At 53.6% G+C, this 21,794-nt stretch carries 20 protein-coding genes; 12 read left to right on the top strand and 8 right to left on the bottom strand.

Annotation, left to right across the window (positions count from 1 at the left end):
• The first annotated feature begins 16 nt into the window (after window positions 1-16).
• From mnmE to B30_RS02330, 5 genes are read left to right on the top strand one after another with little or no spacing between them, the layout of a single operon-like run.
• Window positions 17-1,312, top strand: a complete 1,296-nt coding sequence (mnmE, locus tag B30_RS02350; RefSeq protein ID WP_009570396.1) for a tRNA uridine-5-carboxymethylaminomethyl(34) synthesis GTPase MnmE — start codon at window positions 17-19, stop codon at window positions 1,310-1,312.
• A 14-nt stretch (window positions 1,313-1,326) separates the two neighbouring features.
• Window positions 1,327-3,204: a tRNA uridine-5-carboxymethylaminomethyl(34) synthesis enzyme MnmG gene (gene mnmG / locus B30_RS02345; RefSeq protein ID WP_040401833.1), complete on the top strand. Its 1,878-nt coding sequence runs from the start codon at window positions 1,327-1,329 to the stop codon at window positions 3,202-3,204.
• On the top strand, window positions 3,204-3,821 hold the full coding sequence (gene rsmG / locus B30_RS02340; RefSeq protein WP_009570394.1) for a 16S rRNA (guanine(527)-N(7))-methyltransferase RsmG: 618 nt from the start codon (window positions 3,204-3,206) through the stop codon (window positions 3,819-3,821). The genes mnmG and rsmG overlap by 1 nt, the downstream gene beginning before the upstream one ends.
• Window positions 3,814-4,614 (top strand): ParA family protein, encoded by an 801-nt coding sequence (locus B30_RS02335; RefSeq protein WP_040401735.1) that lies wholly within the window; start codon window positions 3,814-3,816, stop codon window positions 4,612-4,614. Before rsmG ends, B30_RS02335 begins: the two co-directional genes overlap by 8 nt.
• Before the next feature lie 3 nt (window positions 4,615-4,617).
• Window positions 4,618-5,526 (top strand): ParB/RepB/Spo0J family partition protein, encoded by a 909-nt coding sequence (locus B30_RS02330; protein ID WP_009570392.1) that lies wholly within the window; start codon window positions 4,618-4,620, stop codon window positions 5,524-5,526.
• On the opposite strand, the gene hemW is transcribed toward B30_RS02330, so the two are convergent.
• The 4 genes from hemW to rph are packed head-to-tail and all read right to left on the bottom strand — an operon-like array spanning window position 5,523 to window position 8,396.
• Complete coding sequence (gene hemW / locus B30_RS02325; RefSeq protein WP_009570391.1) at window positions 5,523-6,680, bottom strand: radical SAM family heme chaperone HemW; 1,158 nt, start codon at window positions 6,678-6,680, stop codon at window positions 5,523-5,525. The genes B30_RS02330 and hemW overlap by 4 nt on opposite strands.
• Before the next feature lie 2 nt (window positions 6,681-6,682).
• A complete protein-coding gene (locus tag B30_RS02320; protein ID WP_009570390.1) occupies window positions 6,683-7,066 on the bottom strand; it encodes a RidA family protein in 384 nt (127 codons plus the stop codon).
• A complete protein-coding gene (rdgB, locus tag B30_RS02315; RefSeq protein WP_009570389.1) occupies window positions 7,063-7,683 on the bottom strand; it encodes an RdgB/HAM1 family non-canonical purine NTP pyrophosphatase in 621 nt (206 codons plus the stop codon). Before rdgB ends, B30_RS02320 begins: the two co-directional genes overlap by 4 nt.
• Window positions 7,683-8,396, bottom strand: a complete 714-nt coding sequence (rph, locus tag B30_RS02310) for a ribonuclease PH (RefSeq protein WP_009570388.1) — start codon at window positions 8,394-8,396, stop codon at window positions 7,683-7,685. The genes rdgB and rph overlap by 1 nt, the downstream gene beginning before the upstream one ends.
• A gap of 120 nt (window positions 8,397-8,516) precedes the next feature.
• Here rph and hrcA point away from each other — a divergent pair, with 120 nt between their 5' ends.
• The gene (gene hrcA, locus B30_RS02305) at window positions 8,517-9,581 is read left to right on the top strand and encodes a heat-inducible transcriptional repressor HrcA (RefSeq protein ID WP_009570387.1); all 1,065 of its coding nucleotides are present in this window, start codon (window positions 8,517-8,519) and stop codon (window positions 9,579-9,581) included.
• 11 nt (window positions 9,582-9,592) lie between these two features.
• Entirely contained in the window at window positions 9,593-10,153 is a 561-nt protein-coding gene (locus B30_RS02300; RefSeq protein WP_009570386.1) for a nucleotide exchange factor GrpE, read from the top strand.
• Window positions 10,154-10,214: 61 nt separating this feature from the next.
• Here B30_RS02300 and mutS read toward each other — a convergent pair whose 3' ends face one another.
• On the bottom strand, window positions 10,215-12,836 hold the full coding sequence (gene mutS, locus B30_RS02295; RefSeq protein ID WP_040401832.1) for a DNA mismatch repair protein MutS: 2,622 nt from the start codon (window positions 12,834-12,836) through the stop codon (window positions 10,215-10,217).
• 169 nt (window positions 12,837-13,005) lie between these two features.
• Here mutS and B30_RS02290 point away from each other — a divergent pair, with 169 nt between their 5' ends.
• Both B30_RS02290 and B30_RS02285 read left to right on the top strand, forming a co-directional pair.
• Complete coding sequence (locus B30_RS02290; RefSeq protein WP_009570384.1) at window positions 13,006-15,270, top strand: NADP-dependent malic enzyme; 2,265 nt, start codon at window positions 13,006-13,008, stop codon at window positions 15,268-15,270.
• A gap of 21 nt (window positions 15,271-15,291) precedes the next feature.
• Window positions 15,292-16,167: a ribokinase gene (locus B30_RS02285; RefSeq protein WP_009570383.1), complete on the top strand. Its 876-nt coding sequence runs from the start codon at window positions 15,292-15,294 to the stop codon at window positions 16,165-16,167.
• 56 nt (window positions 16,168-16,223) lie between these two features.
• Here B30_RS02285 and B30_RS02280 read toward each other — a convergent pair whose 3' ends face one another.
• Window positions 16,224-17,450, bottom strand: coding sequence for an argininosuccinate synthase (locus B30_RS02280; protein ID WP_009570382.1), 1,227 nt, complete (start codon window positions 17,448-17,450; stop codon window positions 16,224-16,226).
• A gap of 147 nt (window positions 17,451-17,597) precedes the next feature.
• Between B30_RS02280 and B30_RS02275 the strand changes: the two genes are divergently transcribed.
• Together B30_RS02275 and ilvA are read left to right on the top strand one after the other, a co-directional pair.
• Entirely contained in the window at window positions 17,598-18,350 is a 753-nt protein-coding gene (locus B30_RS02275; RefSeq protein WP_009570381.1) for a hypothetical protein, read from the top strand.
• A complete protein-coding gene (ilvA, locus tag B30_RS02270; RefSeq protein ID WP_009570380.1) occupies window positions 18,343-19,593 on the top strand; it encodes a threonine ammonia-lyase IlvA in 1,251 nt (416 codons plus the stop codon). Before B30_RS02275 ends, ilvA begins: the two co-directional genes overlap by 8 nt.
• A gap of 10 nt (window positions 19,594-19,603) precedes the next feature.
• Here the strand turns inward: ilvA and B30_RS02265 are convergent, their stop codons facing one another.
• On the bottom strand, window positions 19,604-19,924 hold the full coding sequence (locus B30_RS02265; protein WP_009570379.1) for an Hpt domain-containing protein: 321 nt from the start codon (window positions 19,922-19,924) through the stop codon (window positions 19,604-19,606).
• A gap of 149 nt (window positions 19,925-20,073) precedes the next feature.
• Here B30_RS02265 and B30_RS02260 point away from each other — a divergent pair, with 149 nt between their 5' ends.
• Window positions 20,074-21,357, top strand: a complete 1,284-nt coding sequence (locus tag B30_RS02260; RefSeq protein ID WP_009570378.1) for a PP2C family protein-serine/threonine phosphatase — start codon at window positions 20,074-20,076, stop codon at window positions 21,355-21,357.
• Here B30_RS02260 and B30_RS02255 read toward each other — a convergent pair.
• Window positions 21,347-21,778 carry an NUDIX hydrolase gene (locus tag B30_RS02255; RefSeq protein WP_009570377.1) on the bottom strand — a complete coding sequence of 144 codons (432 nt, stop codon included), beginning with the start codon at window positions 21,776-21,778 and terminating at the stop codon, window positions 21,347-21,349. The genes B30_RS02260 and B30_RS02255 overlap by 11 nt on opposite strands.
• Window positions 21,779-21,794 lie beyond the last annotated feature (16 nt).

The raw sequence follows: 21,794 nt of genomic DNA, 5'->3' as shown, positions 1-21,794 counted from the left end.
ATCAATAGGTTATCCTATGGATACGATATACGCCCTGGCATCCGCCCGCGGCAAAGCAGGCGTCGCAGTGGTCCGGATTTCCGGGCCGCTTGCGTTTTGGGCTGTCCATAATCTTACGGGTGATGTGCCCGCTCCGAGGCGCACTGCACTGCGCGTTCTACGCGATGTGGCAGGTGAGGTGCTTGATGAAGCTTTGGTGATTTGCTTTAAAAAAGGTGCGTCATTTACAGGGGAAGAAAGCGCGGAACTGCAACTTCATGGTTCTATCGCAATTGTGAATGCAGTGTTGCGCACCCTTTCTGAGATGGAAGGGTTGCGCATTGCAGAGGCGGGCGAGTTTACGCGTCGGGCGCTTGAGAACGAACGTCTCGACCTGGCCCAAGTTGAGGGTCTTGCTGATCTGATCGAAGCAGAGACCGAGGCGCAAAGACGGCAAGCGTTGAAGGTGTTTTCTGGTGTGCTCGGGGATAAGGTTGAGCGTTGGCGGGAGGCGCTTGTGCGCGCTGCCGCTTTGATCGAAGCCACGATTGATTTTGCTGACGAAGAGGTGCCCCTCGACGTCTCGCCTGAGGTTCTTGAACTGATCGGGACGGTCATGTTGGATCTCGAAAGCGAGGCGCGTGGTGCGACGATGGCGGAGCGCATCCGCGATGGCTTTGAAGTGGCCATCGTCGGTCCACCAAATGCCGGGAAATCCACGCTATTAAATGCTCTGGCTGGGCGCGATGCCGCGATCACGTCTGAGGTCGCTGGGACCACGCGCGATGTGATTGAAGTTCGGATGGAGCTTGGCGGATTGCCTGTGACTCTTTTGGACACGGCAGGCCTGCGTGAAACCGAAGACGCTGTTGAAGCGATTGGTATTGAGCGTGCGCGCGAACGGGCGAAATACGCTGATCTGCGTGTTATCTTGTTAGCGGATAAAGACGCTGCACCTGAGATCGAACCAGAAGAAGGCGATCTTTTGGTTCTCAGTAAGGATGATGACGGATCGGCTCGAGGTAAATGGCTTTCAGTGTCCGGAAAGACCGGGCAGGGGATCGACGTAATGGTCGCTCAGATTTCTGCTACCTTGACAGAACGTGCTTCGTCGGCGTCGTCCGCCATCCGTGAACGTCACCGAGTTGCAATTCGTGATGCACTGCTCTCTTTAGAATCGGCGAGAAATGAAGTATTGCTCGGGGCAGATCGGACAGAGTTGGCGGCAGAAGAGTTGCGCACTGCAATCCATGCACTCAATTGCCTTGTGGGCCGAGTCGATGTTGAGAATATCCTTGGAGAGATTTTCTCCAGTTTTTGCATTGGGAAATGAAAATGGCGCAAGGAGTGTTTCACGTGAAACATACCGACTTTGATGTTGTCGTTGTTGGTGGCGGCCACGCTGGATCTGATGCTGCCGCTGCGGCAGCTCGAACAGGGGCACAGACCGCTCTGATCACACTTAAGCGCGGTAATATTGGCGTCATGTCCTGTAATCCTGCCATCGGTGGGCTTGGAAAGGGCCATCTTGTGCGGGAAATTGATGCTTTGGATGGCGTTATGGGGCGAATTGCGGACAAGGCCGGGATTCAATTTCGCCTGTTGAACCGTCGAAAAGGTCCGGCGGTACAGGGCCCGCGCGCGCAAGCGGATCGCAAGATTTACCGCGAAGAGATGTTGAAAGAGCTTTCCACAACAGAAAACCTGACCATCATTGAGGCGGAAGTTGCCGATCTTGTGACGAAGGGCACGCAGATTTCCGGCGTCATTTTGGCTGATGGTTCTGAAATTTCCTGCGGTGCAGTTGTTCTAACCACCGGAACATTCTTGAATGGCTTGATACATATTGGCGATGTCAGCCACGCGGGTGGTCGTATGGGGGATAAGCCCTCTGTTGCTTTGGCTGAGCGGCTCTATGGGTTTGGCCTGCCAATGGGGCGGCTCAAAACGGGAACCCCGCCGCGTTTAAATGGCACAACCATCAATTGGGATATACTTGAAGAACAGCCTGGCGATGATGAGCCGGTGATGTTTTCTTTCCTAAATAAGACGCCAACGGCGCGTCAGGTGTCCTGCGGAATTACACATACGAACGAGGCTACTCACGATATCATTCGCCAAAATCTGTCCCGATCTGCGATGTACGGCGGCCATATCGAAGGGGTCGGTCCGCGTTATTGCCCTTCGATCGAGGACAAGGTTGTACGCTTTGCCGACAAAACCTCTCATCAGATTTTTTTGGAACCCGAAGGCGCGGATGACGACACAGTTTATCCAAACGGCATTTCGACCTCTCTTCCGGTCGATGTTCAAGAGGCCTATGTGCGTTCCATTCGTGGCCTTGAAGCCGTTGAGATTCTTCAGCCGGGATATGCGATTGAATATGATTATGTGGATCCCCGAGCGCTTCGAATGACGCTTGAATTGCGCGATGTGCCGGGACTTTTCATTGCAGGGCAGATCAATGGGACCACGGGATATGAAGAGGCTGCAGCACAAGGTCTTGTGGCCGGCTTAAATGCCGCACGCAAATCCTTGGGTAAAGAGGCAATGGTTTTTGCGCGTTCGGAAAGCTACATCGGTGTGATGATTGATGATTTGGTGACGCGCGGCGTGACCGAACCATATCGCATGTTCACGTCTCGCGCGGAGTTTAGATTGTCACTGCGCGCGGATAATGCAGACCAAAGATTAACGCCTATCGGGCTCGATTTGGGTATTGTTGGTCAAAAGCGTAAACAGGCGTTCACTCAAAAGATGGAATCGCTCGCGAGTGGTCGGACTCTTTTAGAAAGTCTTGTTTTTACACCAAAACAGATGTCGGAGGCTGGAATCCGTGCAAGTTCTGATGGAAGCCGCCGCAATGCGTTCCAAATTTTGTCATTTCCCGATGTCGATTATGATGAAATAATCAAGCTTGATCAGACGTTTGCAAAGATTGATGGCGATATCCGCGAGCAACTCTCAAAAGATGCGCTGTATGCCACTTACATTGAACGGCAACAGCGGGATGTTTTGGCGATGAAGCGGGATGAAAAACAAATTATCCCGGATGATTTTGATTATTCTGCGCTCGTCGGGCTTTCGAATGAGCTTCGTATGAAGTTGGAGAACGTGCGCCCACAGACGATCGCTCAAGCTGGCCGCGTTGAGGGTATGACCCCGGCTGCGACCACACTCATTCTTGCGCGTATGCGTCAAGGAAAGAAAGCAAAGGCGTCTTAATGAAGAAAATTTCATTTGCGGGCTTGGATGTTTCACGTGAAACATTCGAGCGACTTGAGGCCTATTTTTCAATTTTAAAAAAATGGAATCCCGTCATAAACTTGGTAGCAAAGTCCACAATTGAAAATGCTTGGGATCGGCATTTTCTGGATTCAGCCCAAGTGTTTGCTTTGGCGCCAAAAGAAAGCAAATCTTGGGTTGATATTGGAAGTGGGGGAGGGTTCCCAGGGCTGGTTTCTGCTGTTTTGGCTTCTGAACATGCGCCAGAAATGGAGTTTACTTTGGTTGAGTCCGACCAAAGGAAGGCGGAATTCCTTCGAACTGTGGCGCGAGATTTGAGTGTTCCTGTCACTGTAATAGCAAAACGTATCGAAGATATTCCGCCCCTCAATGCAGATGTCATTTCTGCGCGTGCGCTTGCAGCTTTGCCACTGCTTTTAAACTATGCCGAGCGCCATCTTTCTGAGTCTGGGCAGGCCATTTTCCAAAAAGGGGCCAATGTGTCAGATGAGATTGCAGAATCTCTTGAAACTTGGCGCTTCACCTACGAAGAATATCCAAGCACGACGGGCCAAGATGCCGTCACCCTTCTTATTGGAGATATAAGACGTGTCTGATCCCACTCGGCCGCCAGGTCCTAAGATTATTGCAGTCGCGAACCAAAAGGGCGGTGTCGGGAAGACAACGACAGCTATAAATTTGGCAGCTGCGCTGGTTGAAAACGGGTTTCGTGTCCTTGTTGTAGATCTTGATCCGCAAGGAAATGCCTCAACTGGCTTGGGAATCGACATAGAGAGTCGCAGCTTCACGACCTATGACCTTGTTCTTGGGGATGTGGATTTACACGATGTTATTCAAACTACTGACATCGAAGGTCTCTGGATTTCGCCTGCGACCGTAGATTTGAGCTCTGCCGACATTGAAATGGTTTCAAGCGAAAAGCGGAGCTTTCTGTTGCATGACGCGCTACGTCAGCCGGCAATTGATGGCTATCTGTTTGATTTTATTTTAATTGACTGTCCTCCATCGCTCAGCCTGTTGACGGTGAATGCAATGGTAGCCGCTGATTCCGTTTTGGTACCGCTTCAAAGCGAGTTTTTTGCGCTCGAAGGCTTATCTCAGTTGATGCTATCTGTGCGAGAGGTGCGCCAGACTGCAAATCCAAATTTGAGAATCGAGGGGGTTGTGTTGACGATGTATGATCAACGAAACAATCTGTCTCGTCAGGTGGAGTTGGATGCGCGCGAAAATTTGGGAGAATTGGTGTTTCAAACGGTGATTCCGCGCAATGTACGCGTCAGTGAAGCACCATCTTTTGCTTTACCTGTTCTTCAATACGATTCGAATTCCAAGGGTAGCTTGGCCTACAGGGCTTTGGCGACGGAAGTCGCTGCAAAGAGGGGTAAATAAGAGATGGAAAATCCGACGAAGCCAAAAAGCCGCGGTCTCGGGCGCGGTTTGTCAGCATTGATGGCGGACGTCGCGCCAGAAATTGGTGGCGCATCAGATACAAAAGAACCTCGCCGGCCTGATATGATGGTGCCGATTGAGAAAATCGTGCCGAATCCAGATCAGCCACGGCGGACCTTTGAACAAGGCGCATTGGACGATTTGGCCAATTCCATTCGCGAAAAAGGCGTGATTCAACCTTTGATCGTACGCGAAAGCCCAAGAAACGCCGGTGACTATGAGATTGTGGCTGGGGAGCGTCGTTGGCGTGCGTCTCAATTGGCCAGATTGCATGAACTTCCTGTCATTTTACGCGCTTACACAGACACTGAGGTTCTTGAAGTTGCGATTATCGAGAACATTCAGCGCGCTGACCTGAATGCGATTGAAGAGGCGGCAGGCTATAAGCAATTGATGGAGCGGTTTGGCCACACACAGGAGAAGCTCTCTGATGCACTGGGCAAAAGCCGGAGCCATATTGCGAACCTGATGCGCTTGCTTCATTTGCCGACGGATGTTCAGGATTTGGTTGTCGATGGTCACCTTTCTGCTGGCCACGCCCGCGCTCTGGTGACGGCCGAAAATCCGACCGAGCTTGCGAAACGGATTGTCAAAGGCGGCCTTTCTGTACGAGACGCTGAAAAACTGGTTAAGGCGGAAAAGAGTCCAACTCAGCCGAAGGCGGTAAAATCCTTCCGTGCCTCTGAAAAGGACGCCGATACCCGTGCTTTGGAGGCTGATTTGTCAGCTACGGTGGGCATGAAGGTGGAGATTGATCATAAAGACGGGTCAGAGAGCGGCAGGCTTTCGATCTCCTACGCAACTTTGGATGATCTGGATACGCTTTGCAAAATTTTATCTAAGGGCGCTTAAGCGTCCGGGATCAAATCCCGAATGATGGCATTTAACAGCGGGCGGCCTTTTCCGGTGACGGAAAGGCGCCCGTTTTCTGATTTTAGAAATCCGTCATCTAATAAGTATTTGTTTTTTATAGAGTAATTATATCCAAAAAGAGCGGAAAGCCGGGATAAATCAACCCCTTCTGAAATTCTAAGTCCCATCATAAGGTATTCGAGGGCTTGATCATAGCCTGGTAGGGCATTGCGTTCCTGGTCGCCGTGGCCTTTTGCGTCAACAGACGCGAGCCAAAGCGTCGGTGAGAGAGGCGTGTCGATTGCGTATTTTTGTCCATCAAGGGTGAGGCGGGAGTGTGCACCTGGGCCGATGCCTGCATAATCACCATAGCGCCAGTAAATCAGGTTGTGCCGGCTCTCAGACCCTTTTCGAGCGTGATTAGAGACTTCATAACTCGGCATTCCGGCGGCATCGCATTCCTCTTGGGTGAGGAAGTACATATCAGCGGCAGCGTCATCCGAGGGCAGATCACGCAATTGGCCACGATTGTAGCGATCGCCAAAGGCGGTGCCTTGTTCGATGGTCAGTTGATAGAGGGACAGGTGATCGACGGCCATAGAGAGGGCTTCGCGCAATTCCAAACGCCAGTCCTCTTGAGTTTGACCCTGGCGCGCGTAAATCAGATCGAAGCTGACCCGATCAAAGGCGGATCGAGCAATATCAAAGGCCTTTTGGGCTTCTGAGACGGAGTGAAGCCGGCCAAGACGGCGCAGATCGTCGTCACGAAGCGATTGAATGCCCATGGAGAGACGATTAACCCCTGCGGCACGATAGCCACGAAAACGACCCGCTTCCACGGAGGTTGGGTTGGCTTCAAGCGTAATTTCGACATCATTCGCGAGCGTCCAAGAGGCTCTAACCCGGCTTAAAATCGCATCAACAAGCTCCGGTTCCATCAATGATGGGGTGCCGCCGCCAAAAAAAATCGTGTTGACCAAGCGCCCCGGTGTGAGTGCTGCAATCCGGTCTATTTCTGAAAGGTAGGCGCGTTCCCATGCCTTTTGGTCAATTGTCGCCGCGACATGGGAGTTGAAATCGCAGTATGGGCATTTTGCCTGACAAAACGGCCAGTGAAAATAGAGACCAAATCCGCCGTTTTGCCAGTCTTCCATCATCAGCCCTTGAAAGCCGTGATTTCGATTTCGACTTTCATCTCAGGTTTGATGAGATCGGCAATCACCATTGTGGCCGCAGGGCGAATGTCGGAGAGGAATTCGCCAAGTGCCGGGATGAGTTCATCGACCAAGGCTTTGTCACTGACAGTGTATTGTACACGCACAGTGTCCGAGAGGGAAAATCCAGCCTGTTCCAGTGCATTCGAGATGGTTTTAAAGCAATTGCGCGCCTGATCGGCAATGCTGTCGGGCATAGTCATTGTAGCGTAATCATAGCCGGTTGTGCCGGACACGAAACACCAATCGCCTTGGGCGACAGCACGGGAATAGCCCATGGTGGATTCAAAAGCAGAGCCGGAAGAGATGAGTTTGCGAGTGCTCATTTAGAGAGGTCCTTGAAGGGTCCGGAGACCAGTTTACGAAAGGCGTCGGCACGATGGCTCATGCCCTGCTTTTTGGCAGGGTCCATTTCACCAAATGTTTCTGTTTCGCCATCAGGCAAGAAAATCGGGTCAAACCCAAATCCCAAATCTCCACGCATAGGCCAAACAAGGCGGCCTTCAACTGTACCCTCGAAAATCTCGTCATGGCCATCAGGCCAAGCGAGGCAAAGCGTACAGCAGAAGCGTGCGGTGCGGGGCTCAGGGGCATTTATAGCCTCAAGCTTGTCCCAGACTTTCTTCATCGCCATCGGAAAATCGCGGCCATTGGGTGTTTCGGCCCAATCGGCGGTGTAGACACCGGGGGCACCACCCAAGGCATCGACCATGATGCCGCTGTCATCGGAAAGCGCAGGTAGCCCACTTTCTTTGGCGGCAAAATGAGCTTTGATCCGGGCGTTTCCGACAAAGCTGTCTTCGGTCTCGTCCGGTTCTTCGAACCCGAGGTCCCCAGCGGAGATGACTTTGATCCCAAAAGGCGTCAAAAGCTCCGCGATTTCGCGAAGCTTGCCCTTGTTATGGGAGGCGAGGACCAGCGTGTCGCCATCAAACATACGCATCAGGCCACCGCGGCGTTTTGTACGGCAACGAGTTCAGCGACACCTTTTTCAGCAAGATCAAGGAGTTCATTCATTTGAGTGCGCGAATAAGTAGCCCCCTCGGCGCTCATCTGGGTTTCGATCATCTGGCCATTGGCGAGCATGATGAAGTTGCCATCAACGCCAGCTTCGGAATCCTCGGGGTAGTCGAGATCAAGCACGGCCTGACCCGCGTATATGCCACAGGACACGGCGGCGACGTTGGACAGCAGCGGATCGGAGATCAGCGCGCCGGATTTCAACAATTTGTTGGTGGCAATGCGCAGAGCGACCCAGCCGCCGGTGATCGAAGCGCAACGGGTGCCGCCATCGGCCTGAATGACATCGCAGTCGATGGTGATCTGACGTTCGCCAAGAGCAACGCGATCCACACCGGCGCGCAGGGCGCGACCGATCAAACGTTGAATTTCTACGGTACGACCGCCTTGTTTGCCTTGGGTCGCTTCACGACGCATCCGCGAAGACGTCGAACGCGGCAACATGCCATATTCTGCGGTGACCCAGCCCTGGCCAGAGTTACGCATAAATGGAGGCACGCGCTCCTCGATGGTCGCGGTGCACAAAACATGCGTATCACCACAGCGGATCAGGCAGGAGCCCTCGGCATGTTTTGTCACATTGATGTCGATCGAGATCGGGCGCATCTCGTTTAATTTCCGTCCGGAGGGTCGCATGGTCATTCCTTCCAATTTTTGTTGGCTGAGACATAACGAAGTGGGTGTGAAAGGTGCAAGTGTCATTGACCCCGGCAATGCATGTCTTTTAATGACGATACCGTTGGAGCCCTTTGCCATATGAACGACCGTGCGAATTTAATCACAGAAATGAACGACCGATCCCGCGAGGTGTTCCGCCGCGTTGTGGAGGGCTATCTCGAAAATGGCGATCCGGTTGGCTCGCGTACCTTGACGCGGACGATGAGCGAAAAAGTCTCGGCCGCGACGGTGCGCAATGTGATGCAGGATCTTGAGTATCTGGGCCTGTTGGACAGTCCGCATGTGTCGGCTGGACGTGTGCCAACGCAACTCGGCCTGCGTCTGTTTGTGGATGGGTTGCTTGAATTGGGCACCGTGACCGACGATGTGCGCGCGAAAATGGAAGAGACCGTGCGCGAGGATCAATCGCATGTTGGCGGGATGTTGGATCGGGTTGGCTCCGCACTATCGGGACTGACACAGGGGGCAAGCCTTGTTTTGGCGCCCAAGCATGAAGCGCCGGTAAAACATGTAGAATTTGTCAATTTGGCCCCAGATCGTGCGCTTGTGGTTTTGGTCTTTGCTGATGGGCATGTAGAAAACCGAATTTTCACCCCGCCAATTGGACAAACGCCATCCTCGCTACGTGAAGCGACGAATTTTCTGAATTCTCTGATCGAAGGTAAAACCCTTGGCGAGTTGCGTACAACGGTAGAGCGGGAAATCAAACTGCGCCGACAAGAGTTGGATAGCCTCGCCGCCGATCTGATCGAAAACGGCAGCGCCTTTTGGGGGGGCGAGGGAGCCGTGTATGAGCGACTCATTGTGCGGGGGCGTTCGAATCTATTGGGGGATAGTGCGGAAGCCGAGGAATTGGATCGCATTCGCAGTCTGTTTGATGACTTGGAAAAGAAACGCGACATTGCCGAATTTCTCGAACTGACTGAGGATGGCGAAGGCGTGCGTATTTTCATTGGCTCAGAAAACAAACTTTTCTCTCTTTCGGGTTCCTCTTTGGTGGTTTCTCCTTATATGAACGCTGAACGAAAGATAATTGGTGCTGTGGGAGTGATCGGACCGACTCGTCTCAATTATGGGCGGATTGTTCCGATTGTGGATTACACGGCGCAACTTGTCGGTCGCATATTGTCCGGCAAGGCGTGAAAAGGTGGAACATGACGGATCCAAAAAAAGACATGGCTGAAGAGATCGAAACCGAACTGGATGCTGAGCTTGAAGAGTTTCTTGAGGCTGAGGCCGAAGAGGAGATCGACGAGCTGGAAAAGCTGCGTGCGGAACGGGATGAGTTCAAAGACCGGTTTATCCGAGCCGTGGCCGATGCAGAGAATTCGCGCAAACGGGCGGACCGGGATCGGCGCGAGGCGGAGAATTACGGCGGATCGAAACTGGCGCGAGATATGTTGCCGATTTTCGACAATATGAAACGCGCGATTGATGCAATTGCCGAAGATCAGCGTGAAGCCCAGGCGGCTTTGATCGAAGGCATCGAATTGACCATGCGTGAACTGGTCAGCGTGTTCAAAAAGCACGGGATTGTCATCATCGCGCCTGAAGTTGGTGATGCGTTTGATCCGCAGGAACATGAAGCGATGTTCGAGGCTCCGGTGCCGGGCACCAAAGCAGGCGACATCATTCAGGTGATGAATGTGGGCTTTATGATCCACGATCGCCTGTTGCGCCCGGCTCAGGTTGGCGTGTCGTCCAATCCGGCCTAAGCCAAGGCAACCCGAAAGACAAAAGGCCCTCACAATGGTGGGGGCCTTTTCTTTGTGAAACTCAGTCGAGTTTCGCCTTTAAATCATACAGCACTTGAAGCGCCTCACGAGGTGTGAGCTCGTCTGGAAGAATATCCAAAAGCGCCTTTTCCACTGCGCTTTCTTTTGCCTTCGGCGCAGGGGCCGGGGCAGGCATGGCCGAGAACAGCGGCAGATCGTCAATGATCGCTTTCGGATTGGCCGCGTGTTGGGATTGGCCTTTTTCAAGCGCCTCAAGCACAGCTTTGGCGCGTTCAACCACAGCCGTGGGCAGGCCCGCAAGCCGGGCGACCTGAACGCCATAAGACCTATCCGCCTTGCCCTTGATCACCTCGTGAAGGAAAATCACTTCACCGTCCCATTCCTTAGCTGAAACGGTGGCATTTTCTGCACCTTTGAGTTTGTCGGAAAGGCTGGTCATCTCGTGGTAATGGGTTGCGAAAAGTGCGCGACAGGTGTTCACGTCGTGGAGATGTTCTAGCGTGGCCCAGGCAATCGACAGCCCGTCATAGGTCGCCGTTCCGCGCCCAATTTCATCAAGAATGACCAGAGCACGGTCATCGGCTTGGTTAAGGATAGCAGCGGTTTCGACCATCTCCACCATAAAGGTCGAGCGACCTCGGGCGAGATCGTCCGAGGCACCAACGCGTGAAAACAATTGCGAGACAATACCGATATGTGCGTCCTTGGCGGGAACAAAGGACCCGGCCTGTGCGATGAGCGCGATGAGTGCGTTTTGACGTAAAAACGTCGATTTACCCGCCATGTTCGGCCCGGTCAAAAGCCAGATTGCTGCGCCATCGTGACCGTCTGAGAGATCACAATCATTGGCAACAAACTTGCTACCGCCTTGTTTGCGCAACGCCCGTTCCACAACGGGATGACGCCCACCAATAATCTCGAAGCTTCGGCCCTGATCCACCTTAGGACGGGTCCAATCCTCTGAAATCGCCAAATCTGCGAGCGAACTGATCAGGTCCATTTCCGCCAGAGCGGAGGAGGCATCGTTGATCGCCGGCGCGCGCTCCAGAATGGCCATGCACAAGGTGTCAAACAGGCGTTTTTCAATCTCAAGCGCCCGCCCGCCGGCATTGTGAATTTTGGTCTCAAGCTCGCTGAGTTCCAAGGTGGTGAACCGCACTTGGTTGGCGGTTGTTTGGCGGTGGATGAAGATTTCATTCAGCGGTGCAGACAGCATTTTTTCTGCATGGGTCGATGTTGTCTCGATGAAATAACCCAGCACATTGTTGTGCTTGATTTTTAGGGACGAGACACCCGCCGCCTCGGCGTATTTGGATTGGAGCGAGGCAATCACACCTCTGCCTTGGTCGCGCAAGGTACGGCATTCATCGAGTTCAGTGTCATAGCCGGGCGCGATAAAACCACCATCGCGCGCGAGAAGCGGCGGTTCAGCGACAAGCGCTCTGTCGAGAAGGTCGATCAGTTCAGCATGGCCGACAAGAAAGGCTGATTTCTGCTGGACTAGGCTCGGAAGTGTCGCATTTGAAAGAGCGTTGGCGATGGTCTCCGCCTGCGATAGGCCATTGCGAATGGCGGCTAAATCGCGGGGACTGCCACGCTCTAGACCGATCCGCGACAGGGCGCGTTCCATGTCGGGCACCCGCCGTAGGGCGTCGCGCAATGGCTCTGAGAGTTTCGGATTTTCAATGGCAAAGCTGATGGCATCAAGGCGCGCCGTGATGATGTCGACATCGCGAGACGGGCTTGAGAGGCGACGTTCCAAAAGACGCCCACCGGCGGCGGTCACGGTGCGATCCATTGCGGACAAAAGCGACCCATCGCGGGCGCCAGAGAGGGAGTGTGTGATCTCAAGGTTGCGCCGGGTTGCGGCGTCAATCTGCATGTTGCCCCGCAGGGATTCACGCACGGGCGGTCGCACAAGCGGCAATTTGCCTTTTTGGGTGATGTCGAGATAGTCGATGATCGCGCCCATCGCCGACAATTCGGCCAAAGAGAACGCCCCAAATGCATCCAAAGATGAGACCCGAAACAGCTCCGTCAGGCGCTTTTGTGCCGAGGTACTGTCAAAGGAGGCGCGCGAAAGCGGAGTCATGTTGGGATGAAAATCAGAGACCAATTCAGCCCAATTCACGTCATTTGCCTCGGAGATTACGATCTCAGAGGGGTTCAGCCGCGCCAATTCCGGGCCAAGGCCGACCAACGGGCAAGGCATGACATGAAACGCCCCGGTGGAAATGTCGATCCAGGCCAAAGCGCCCTCATTGCGCACCTCCGCGAAGGCGGCGAGGTAATTGTGACGCCGCGCATCAAGCAAGCTGTCTTCGGTCAAGGTTCCAGGCGTGACAAGACGCACCACATCACGTTTGACCACAGCTTTCGCACCACGTTTTTTCGCGTCGGCCGGATTTTCGAGCTGTTCACAGACGGCCACTTTGAACCCCTTGCGGATCAGGTTCAAAAGATAGGTCTCAGCCGCATGAAAGGGCACGCCGCACATCGGGATGTCGTCACCCGCATGTTTGCCGCGCTTGGTGAGTGCAATGTCGAGCGCCTGCGAGGCGGCAATCGCATCATCAAAAAACATCTCATAGAAATCACCCATGCGGTAAAACAGTAATGCATCGCGATGACGCGATTTGATCTCGAGATATTGCGCCATCATCGGGGTGGCGGCGGGCGTTTCGTTGGACACAGGCTTGTCTCTCCGGTTTGGGTTGCCCCAACTTACTCGCACTATATGTGGCGTAAAGGCCCAGAACGCGTTCTTTTTGTTGAGGCCGGGGCTCAGTCTGGATAAGGATGCAGGCCTGACGAGGAGGAGGCCCACCCGCATGTCCAAGATCAAACAAACCCGCGAAGAAGCGCTCGTATTTCATATGGAGCCGCGCCCCGGCAAATTCGACATCACGCCAAGTGTTCCGATGAACACCCAGCGTGATTTGTCGCTGGCCTATTCTCCCGGCGTGGCTGTGCCCTGCGAAGCCATCGCGGCCCACCCCGAAACGGCCTATGATTACACCAACAAGGGCAACCTTGTGGCGGTCATTTCCAACGGGACGGCGGTTTTGGGTCTTGGCAATCTGGGTGCACTGGCCTCCAAGCCGGTGATGGAGGGTAAGGCGGTATTGTTCAAACGCTTTGCGGATGTGAACTCGATCGACATCGAACTCGACACCGAAGACCCCGAACAGATCATCCAGGCTGTCCGCCTGATGGGGCCGAGCTTTGGCGGGATCAACCTTGAGGACATCAAGGCACCGGAATGTTTCATCATCGAGCAGCGGCTCAAAGAAGAGATGGACATCCCGGTCTTCCACGACGACCAACACGGGACGGCGGTGATCTGTGCAGCGGGCCTGATCAATGCGCTCTATTTGTCGGGCAAAAAGATCGAAGACTGTAAAATCGTGCTCAATGGGGCCGGTGCGGCTGGGATTGCGTGTTTGGAACTCATTAAGTCGATGGGTGCAAAGCATGACAATTGCATCATGTGCGACACCAAAGGTGTGATTTACCAAGGCCGTACCGAAGGCATGAACCAATGGAAATCTGCCCATGCCGCCAAGACCGACGCACGCACATTGAAAGAGGCGATGAAGGGTGCGGACGTGTTCCTTGGGGTGTCGGCTAAAGGCGCTGTGACTCAGGATATGGTAGCGGATATGGCGCCGAACCCAGTGATTTTCGCCATGGCAAACCCGGATCCCGAGATCACACCCGAAGAAGCCCACGCTGTGCGCGAAGACGCGATTGTGGCCACCGGACGCTCGGATTACCCCAATCAGGTCAACAACGTTTTGGGCTTTCCCTACCTGTTTCGCGGGGCTTTGGACATTCATGCCCGTGCGATCAATGACGAAATGAAAATCGCCTGTGCGCGTGCGCTGGCTGAACTGGCGCGTGAGGATGTGCCGGATGAGGTGGCTCTGGCCTATGGGCAAAAGCTGTCTTTCGGTCGTGATTACATCATCCCAACGCCGTTTGATCCACGTTTGATTTACACTATCCCGCCCGCAGTGGCACAGGCCGGGATGGACACCGGCGTGGCACGTCGTCCGATTGTGGATATGGAAGGCTATGTGCAGGAGCTGAAAGCGCGCATGGACCCGACAGCGCAGATCCTTCAGGGGCTCTATGCGCGAGCGAAACAGGCGCAAGCGACAATGATTTTTGCCGAGGGCGATGATCCGCGCGTTTTGCGCGCCGCTGTTGCCTATCAGCGTGGTGGATTTGGTCGTGCGCTCGTGGTGGGGCGTGACGACGATGTGCGCGTTAGGCTTCAAGAAGAGGGTCTTGGCGAGGCTATGACCGAGCTTGAGATCGTGAACGCGGCCAACACGCCGCATCTGGAAGAGTACAAATCCTTTCTCTACTATCGCCTACAACGCTCCGGGTTTGACCAAAAAGACATTCACCGTCTTGCCGCCCGTGATCGTCACGCGTTTTCGGCGCTGATGTTGGCGCATGGTCATGCCGATGGTCTTGTGACCGGCGCGACACGCAAATCCGCGCATGTGTTGGACCGGATCAACTCGGTGTTTGATGCAAAGGCCGAAGATGGGGCTGTCGGGGTAACCGCTGTGCTGCACAAAGGTCGGATCATCTTTATTGCGGACACCTTGGTGCACGAATGGCCCGATGAGAACGATCTTGCCGATATTGCTGTTGCTGCCGCTCAGGTGGCGCGTGCGATGGGGATCGAACCGCGTGTGGCCTTTGCCTCTTTCTCGACCTTTGGGTATCCGATCTCTGAGCGCGCCAACAAAATGCACATCGCGCCGAAAGTGCTTGATAAGCGCGGTGTGGATTTCGAATATGATGGTGAAATGACGGTCGATGTGGCGCTCAATCCTGATGCGATGGCGGCCTATCCGTTTTGTCGTTTGTCTGGACCCGCCAACATCTTGGTGGTCCCAGCGAGACACTCTGCGTCCATTTCGGTGAAGCTGATGCAGGAAATGGCCGGAGCGACTGTTATTGGCCCGATTTTGACGGGGGTTGATAGACCTATTCAGATTTGCTCAACTGTTTCTACTGTAAGTGATATTCTGAATATGGCGATCCTTGCGGCCTGCAAGGTGGGTCAGACCCGGTAATGGCTTTCGGAAGGGAAGCGGATGGCGATTTTTAATTTGGGTTCGGTGAACATCGACCATTTTTATACACTGCCACACCTTCCTGCTCCGGGAGAAACACTCAGCGCGACAGGGCATACCCTTGGGCTTGGCGGCAAAGGAATGAATCAATCCGTTGCCGCCGCCAAAGCGGGCGCGTCGGTGTTTCATATCGGCGCCATTGGTAAACGGGATGCATGGGTGCGTGATAAAGTCCAATCCTACGGGGTGGATTGCAAATTTTTGCGCATGGTGGAACAGGACACGGGGCATGCCGTGATCTATGTTGATGCTGAGGGCGAAAACACCATCGTTTTGGAATCCGGCGCAAATATGCAGCAGGACAGCGAGTTCGTCGTCAATGCGATTGATCAGGCGGCTGCGTCTGACACGCTTTTGATCCAAAACGAAACCAATCTTCAGGCCTTTGCCGCGACCTTTGCCATCGTTAAAGGCATGCGGGTGATCTATTCTGCGGCACCTTTTTCGATCAAAGCGGTCACCGATCTTGTGCCCGATGTGTCCATGCTGGTGATGAATTCGGTTGAAGCGGCGCAGCTCTGTTCCGAAATGGGCGTGACCCTCGATAAAATTCCAGCCCCACAGGTCATGGTCACCCTTGGGGCCAAGGGGGCGATGTGGCGGTCGAATGAAACCGGCGAGGTGATCGAAGTCTCCTCACCCGCGGTGCATCCTGTGGATACGACGGCCGCAGGAGATACCTACATCGGCTATGTCGCGGCCGGGCTTGACCTTGGCATGCCCATCAAGGCGGCGATGGAATGGGCGGTGCAGGCGGCAGCCCTGAAAGTCACGCGCCACGGGACCGCGGATGCGATCCCGACCGCGGATGAGGTAAAGTCTTTTCGGGCTGCGTAATCTTAAAATGAAAAAGGGCGCTTGAAAGCGCCCTTTCTCTTTAGATTTTAGGCGTCTTAGTCTTTCAAACGACGGTTCCGCGCGGCCAAAAGTTTGAGACGCAAGGCGTTGAGCTGAATAAAGCCCTGAGCGTCTTTTTGGTCATAGGCACCAGCGTCGTCTTCAAAGGTCACATGCGCTTCTGAGTAAAGCGACGCGTCCGACCAACGACCCACGGTAACTGCGGAGCCTTTGTAGAGTTTCAGGCGGACAGTCCCGGACACATGTTCCTGAGATTTGTCGATGGCAGCCTGAAGCATTTCACGCTCGGGGCTGAACCAGAATCCGTTGTAAATCAGCTCGGCATAACGCGGCATCAGGCTGTCTTTGAGGTGGCCGGAGCCAGAATCGAGGGTGATTTGCTCAATGCCACGGTGTGCCTCCAAAAGGATCGTGCCACCCGGCGTTTCATACACGCCGCGCGATTTCATCCCAACGAAGCGGTTTTCAACGAAATCCAAACGACCGATGCCGTGTTTGCGGCCATATTCGTTCAGCTCTGTCAAAACCGTTGCCGGGCTCATCGCCACGCCATTGATCGCAACCGCATCGCCTTTTTCAAAGGTGACTTCGATGAATTCCGGCTCATTGGGCGCATCTTCCGGTTTCACGGTGCGCAGGTAGACGTAATCGGGCGCTTCCTGTGCCGGGTCTTCCAAAACGCGTCCCTCAGACGAGGTGTGCAATAGGTTGGCGTCGACCGAGAACGGCGCTTCGCCGCGTTTGTCTTTGGCGATCGGGATTTGGTTCTGTTCGGCAAATTCCAAAAGCTTGGTGCGCGAGGTCAAATCCCATTCCCGCCATGGCGCGATCACTTTGATGTCGGGGTTGAGCGCGTAGGCCGAAAGTTCGAACCTCACCTGATCGTTGCCCTTGCCGGTTGCCCCATGCGCGACCGCATCGGCGCCAGTCATCTCAGCAATCTCAACAAGGCGTTTGGAGATCAGCGGACGCGCGATGGAGGTGCCGAGCAGATAGAGACCCTCATAGACCGCATTGGCGCGGAACATCGGAAATACGAAATCGCGCACAAATTCTTCGCGGACATCTTCAATATAGATGTTTTCCGGCTTGATGCCGAGCATCTCGGCCTTTTGACGCGCGGGTTCCAGTTCCTCGCCCTGACCGAGATCAGCGGTAAAGGTGACAACCTCACAGCCATATTCGGTCTGGAGCCATTTCAGAATGATCGACGTATCAAGGCCGCCGGAATAGGCAAGAACGACTTTTTTGGGCGCAGACATGAGACTTTCCTTTTTCGGATATCGCACGGGCGAGTATCGGGTTTTTCGCCCAAGAGCAAGGTTTCGCACTCAGTTCACTGTCAGAATGCTTTAGCTTCTGCCCGAAAAGTCCTAAACCATCCCCAAACACAGTCTCAAAGGGCGATCATGACCGGATTTCAATTGTTCCAACACGCTATTTTGCGTGTGTTCCGCAATCTCGACGAAGCATTGGCCGTTTCTGGTTTGATTTGGATTGCCATTTTGGTTTGCCAGATCTTAGCTTTCGGGTCGTTAGATATGGAAGGCATGGCGGAAAGTGACGCACCCATGATGGGCGGCTCATCCCTTTTCCTCATTCTTCTGTCCAATGTTGTGATGGCAATCGGCTCCTGTTGGGTCGCGGTTGAATGGCACCGCTATGTGCTTGAGGGCAAGCGCCCGACATCCGCGTTTCCGTCGTGGAGCGGTTCGCGCGTTTGGGGGTACTTTGGTCTGTCCTTACTGATCGGCCTGTTGATTGGACTTTTCGTTGGTATTTTGGCCGCTTTCTTGGTGTCTATTTTGGGATCACAGGGTGCTATGGTGCTTGGTGGCCTGTTCCTCATGGTCGTGATCGGCTTGCCAGCAATCTATGGATTTTTGCGGGTGTCCCCAGTTCTGCCCGCGATCGCATTGGGTGGGAAAATGCGATTTGCGGAGGCTTGGAGCGCTACCAAGCCGCACAGCGCCACAATTTTGCAGGCCGCCATCCTGTCGATCGTGAGTTTGGTCGCGCTGCAAATTATTGGTATGCGTTTTGGCAGCGGCTTGTTTGGGTTGATCTACGAACTGGTCACGGGTTGGATCGTTTTGATGGTGAACGTCAGTCTTTTGTCCTCAATATACGAGATTTCCATGCGAGGTCGGTTCGATGATTGATTGGACCAACTTTTCTGACAAGGCATGTCAGGCCGAAGCCCGAGTGCGGCGCCTGTTTGAGCCGACGCCGTGTTTGCGCAATGATCATCTTTCGGTGGCCTATGGCGGTGACGTTTGGCTTAAGCGCGAAGACCTCACACCCGTGCGTTCCTATAAGTTGCGCGGGGCCTGGAATGCGATGGTCAAAGCGCGGGAAAAAGACCCAAGCATAGAGCTTTTCGTTTGTGCGTCTGCGGGCAATCACGCCCAAGGTGTCGCCTTTGCGTGCCGTGAATTTGGTGTGCGTGGGGTCATTTTTATGCCTGTGACGACGCCGCAGCAGAAAATTGATAAAACCCGCGTATTTGGTGCGGATATGGTCGAAATTCGCTTGGTTGGAGACTATTTTGACGACACTCTAGACGCCGCACGCACCTATTGTGAGGAGGAGGGCGGGCATTTTCTTTCGCCTTTCAACGATGCGGATGTGATTGAGGGACAAGCCACCGTTGCGGTGGAATTTATGGCGCAAATGACACCGGATGTTGTTGTGCTGCCGGTTGGAGGCGGCGGCCTTTCGTCGGGAGTCCTGTCATATCTTACAGAGGTTGCGCCACAGGTTGAGGTCTATTTTGTTGAGCCGTCAGGCGGACAATCTTTGGCCGCAGCTCTGGAGGCGGGCGAATTGGTGACGCTGAAAAATGTAGACAGCTTTGTCGATGGTGCCGCTGTTGCACGAATTGGCGAAATCCCGTTCGAGGTGCTCAAAGACGTGCCGAAAGATCACGTTTTGTCCTGTCCAGAAGATCGGATTTGTTCGACGATGATCGAAATGCTGAACGTGGAAGGGATCGTGCTTGAGCCCGCAGGGGCGCTCTCGATTGATGCTCTTTGGGACATCCGAGAGCAGATTCGGGGCAAGCGCGTTTTGTGTGTCACATCCGGCGGCAATTTTGATTTTGAACGTTTGCCAGAGGTCAAAGAACGGGCTCAGCGGTTCCGTAACCTCAAGAAATATTTCATTCTGCGTATGCCGCAGCGCCCCGGCGCGTTGCGTGATTTTTTGGACATGCTTGGCCCAAAGGATGACATCGCGCGATTTGAGTATCTTAAAAAGTCGGCTCGAAATTTTGGATCTGTTTTGATCGGAATTGAGACGACGGACTCAAATAGCTTTGCGCATCTCTTTCAAAAGATGGATGATGCTGGCCTTGTCTACCGTGACATCACCAACGATCAGGCTTTGGCTGAATTCGTTCTTTGATCTCCCGTATTTATGGGACAACTTTCGCCACAAAGGTGGTACGCGATTGTGCATAGGCATCAAAAATTTGGCCGAGATCGACGGATTCGGCCTCTCCATTGCGCGCGGCGCGTTCTCCGGCGGCACAGAGGCTTGAAAACGCTGCAAACCCAAGATTAAGCGAACTGCCTTTGAGAAAATGCAAATCTTTCTCAACACTGGAGTGGGTTGGGTGATGTTTCATCCGCTCAATCACCTCATCCACCTCATCGAGAAAGAGATCGACGACTTCGCGAAAATCTTCGGCACCGACTTCATCACGCAGTTCGTCCACTCGCCTCCAATCAATCATGACGCTCTCCTTTTCCTGATGCATAAGAGATGAAGAATCTTAGCTTTAAGTAAGCGCGCCTCAATTATTCCAGAAAATTTTAGATTTAAGGCCGCATTAAACCGTGGGGTGCATTGTCCGATCAGAGCGCGCTTTTAAGGATTTTGATTTTGGCCATCGCACAAGAAAAACAAGCCTATCTTCAAGCCGTGCCAGAACGGGGTGTGGTCAACAATGTGTTGATTGTTGATGATTCCCGAGCTCAGAGGCGGATTCTATCGTCTTATCTCGGGCGCTGGGGCTACACTGTGTTTGAGGCGGGGTCCGGCGAAGAGGCGATGAACATTTGTCAAAGCGAAAGCATTGATTTGATTGTCTCCGACTGGATGATGCCAGGGATGAGTGGGCTAGAATTTTGTCAATTATTTCGGCAACTTGATCGGGCGAACTATGGGTATTTCATCCTATTGACTTCGAAATCCGATAAGACTGAGGTTGCACAGGGGTTGGATGTTGGGGCTGACGATTTTCTGACCAAACCCGTGGCGGGCGATGAATTGCTTGCGCGTATTCGTGCCGGGGAGCGTATTTTGCGGATGGAGCGAGAACTGACCGAAAAGAACCGGCTGGTCAGTTCCACATTAAAAGAAATATCTGACCTTTATGATTCCCTCGACCGTGACCTTGTCGAAGCGCGCAAGTTGCAGCAATCACTCGTGCGGGAACGATTCCACGATTTTGAGACGGCTCAAATTTCGCTGCTTTTACGTCCCAGCGGCCATGTTGGTGGCGATCTTGTTGGATTCTTCCCGATCAATGACCGGCAATTTGGCGTTTTTTCGATCGATGTTTCGGGCCATGGGATTGCATCAGCTTTGATGACAGCACGGCTTGCGGCCTACCTTACGGGGTCTACATCAGAGCAAAATCTCGCAATTCGATCCGATGAAATCGGCGGATATATTGCCGCAAGCCCTTCTGAGGCGGCTATGGCACTGAACCGTTTGATGTTGGAGGAAATGGAGACCGACCTCTATTTCACAATGATTCTTGGGCATTTTGATCGTCTCAGTGGCGAATTCGTTATGACGCAATGCGGTCACCCATACCCAATTGTTCAGCGCGCCAATGGCGAGATTTCCTTTTTTGGCGATGGCGGATTGCCCGTCGGCCTGATCCCTTTCGCCGCTTACGAGGATGTTCACATGAAATTGTCTCCCGGCGACAGGATTTTGCTGTTTTCCGATGGGGTCACGGAATGTCCCGATGGTGGCGATGGTATGCTCGGTGAAGAGGGGTTGGTCGAAATGTGCAAAAAAGTTGCCACTGAAACGGGCAACGCGTTCTTTGACACGTTCCTTTGGGATTTGAACGATTTCAACAACGATCAGGATTTCCCTGACGACATCTCTGCCATCTTGCTCGAATATCCCGGACGGGCTGCTAAAGAATAGTGTTTAGTACATCTCGCTCACCTGGATTCCCAAGCAGGAGCGAGGCTTCTTCGGTCGAAACCCAGTGCGCAGAGTGATCTGGTTCGGGCGGCTCAGAAAGCTGTCTGACCGGAAAAGCCCGATAAATCCGACAAATTTTTTCTGCCCACATGTCATATTCGGGCATATATACGAAACGTCGAAAAGACCTGATGAAGGTTGGGGAGGCGATGCGCCAGCCGGTTTCTTCAAAGACCTCGCGATGAAGTGCTGCAATGGGGCTTTCCCCCGGATCAATGCCGCCGCCGGGAAATTGAAACTCGTGGTGAATCCCGCCTTGGTACGTCAACAATACGCGCTCATTGCGGGACAATAGAGCGTAAACACCTGGTCGTGCACGGTAGGTTTGCCCAAAAACTTTCGATTCTCCGTAGCGCCGCATCGTGTTCCACCTTCCT

It is taken from the genome of Celeribacter baekdonensis B30 (assembly GCF_000299875.1).
GTDB lineage: Bacteria > Pseudomonadota > Alphaproteobacteria > Rhodobacterales > Rhodobacteraceae > Celeribacter > Celeribacter baekdonensis_A.
Note: the sequence above shows the minus strand (reverse complement) of the source record. Positions and strands in the feature narration are given on the sequence as shown.

Excerpts from the sequence above, each read along its gene's own strand:
- mnmE (WP_009570396.1), top strand. The coding sequence starts at position 17 with ATGGATACGATATACGCCCTGGCATCCGCCCGCGGCAAAGCAGGCGTC.
- rsmG (WP_009570394.1), top strand. The coding sequence starts at position 3,204 with ATGAAGAAAATTTCATTTGCGGGCTTGGATGTTTCACGTGAAACATTC.
- B30_RS02330 (WP_009570392.1), top strand. The coding sequence starts at position 4,618 with ATGGAAAATCCGACGAAGCCAAAAAGCCGCGGTCTCGGGCGCGGTTTG.
- hemW (WP_009570391.1), bottom strand. The coding sequence starts at position 6,680 with ATGGAAGACTGGCAAAACGGCGGATTTGGTCTCTATTTTCACTGGCCG.
- B30_RS02320 (WP_009570390.1), bottom strand. The coding sequence starts at position 7,066 with ATGAGCACTCGCAAACTCATCTCTTCCGGCTCTGCTTTTGAATCCACC.
- rdgB (WP_009570389.1), bottom strand. The coding sequence starts at position 7,683 with ATGCGTATGTTTGATGGCGACACGCTGGTCCTCGCCTCCCATAACAAG.
- rph (WP_009570388.1), bottom strand. The coding sequence starts at position 8,396 with ATGCGACCCTCCGGACGGAAATTAAACGAGATGCGCCCGATCTCGATC.
- hrcA (WP_009570387.1), top strand. The coding sequence starts at position 8,517 with ATGAACGACCGTGCGAATTTAATCACAGAAATGAACGACCGATCCCGC.
- B30_RS02300 (WP_009570386.1), top strand. The coding sequence starts at position 9,593 with ATGACGGATCCAAAAAAAGACATGGCTGAAGAGATCGAAACCGAACTG.
- mutS (WP_040401832.1), bottom strand. The coding sequence starts at position 12,836 with ATGATGGCGCAATATCTCGAGATCAAATCGCGTCATCGCGATGCATTA.
- B30_RS02290 (WP_009570384.1), top strand. The coding sequence starts at position 13,006 with ATGTCCAAGATCAAACAAACCCGCGAAGAAGCGCTCGTATTTCATATG.
- B30_RS02285 (WP_009570383.1), top strand. The coding sequence starts at position 15,292 with ATGGCGATTTTTAATTTGGGTTCGGTGAACATCGACCATTTTTATACA.
- B30_RS02280 (WP_009570382.1), bottom strand. The coding sequence starts at position 17,450 with ATGTCTGCGCCCAAAAAAGTCGTTCTTGCCTATTCCGGCGGCCTTGAT.
- B30_RS02275 (WP_009570381.1), top strand. The coding sequence starts at position 17,598 with ATGACCGGATTTCAATTGTTCCAACACGCTATTTTGCGTGTGTTCCGC.
- ilvA (WP_009570380.1), top strand. The coding sequence starts at position 18,343 with ATGATTGATTGGACCAACTTTTCTGACAAGGCATGTCAGGCCGAAGCC.
- B30_RS02265 (WP_009570379.1), bottom strand. The coding sequence starts at position 19,924 with ATGATTGATTGGAGGCGAGTGGACGAACTGCGTGATGAAGTCGGTGCC.
- B30_RS02255 (WP_009570377.1), bottom strand. The coding sequence starts at position 21,778 with ATGCGGCGCTACGGAGAATCGAAAGTTTTTGGGCAAACCTACCGTGCA.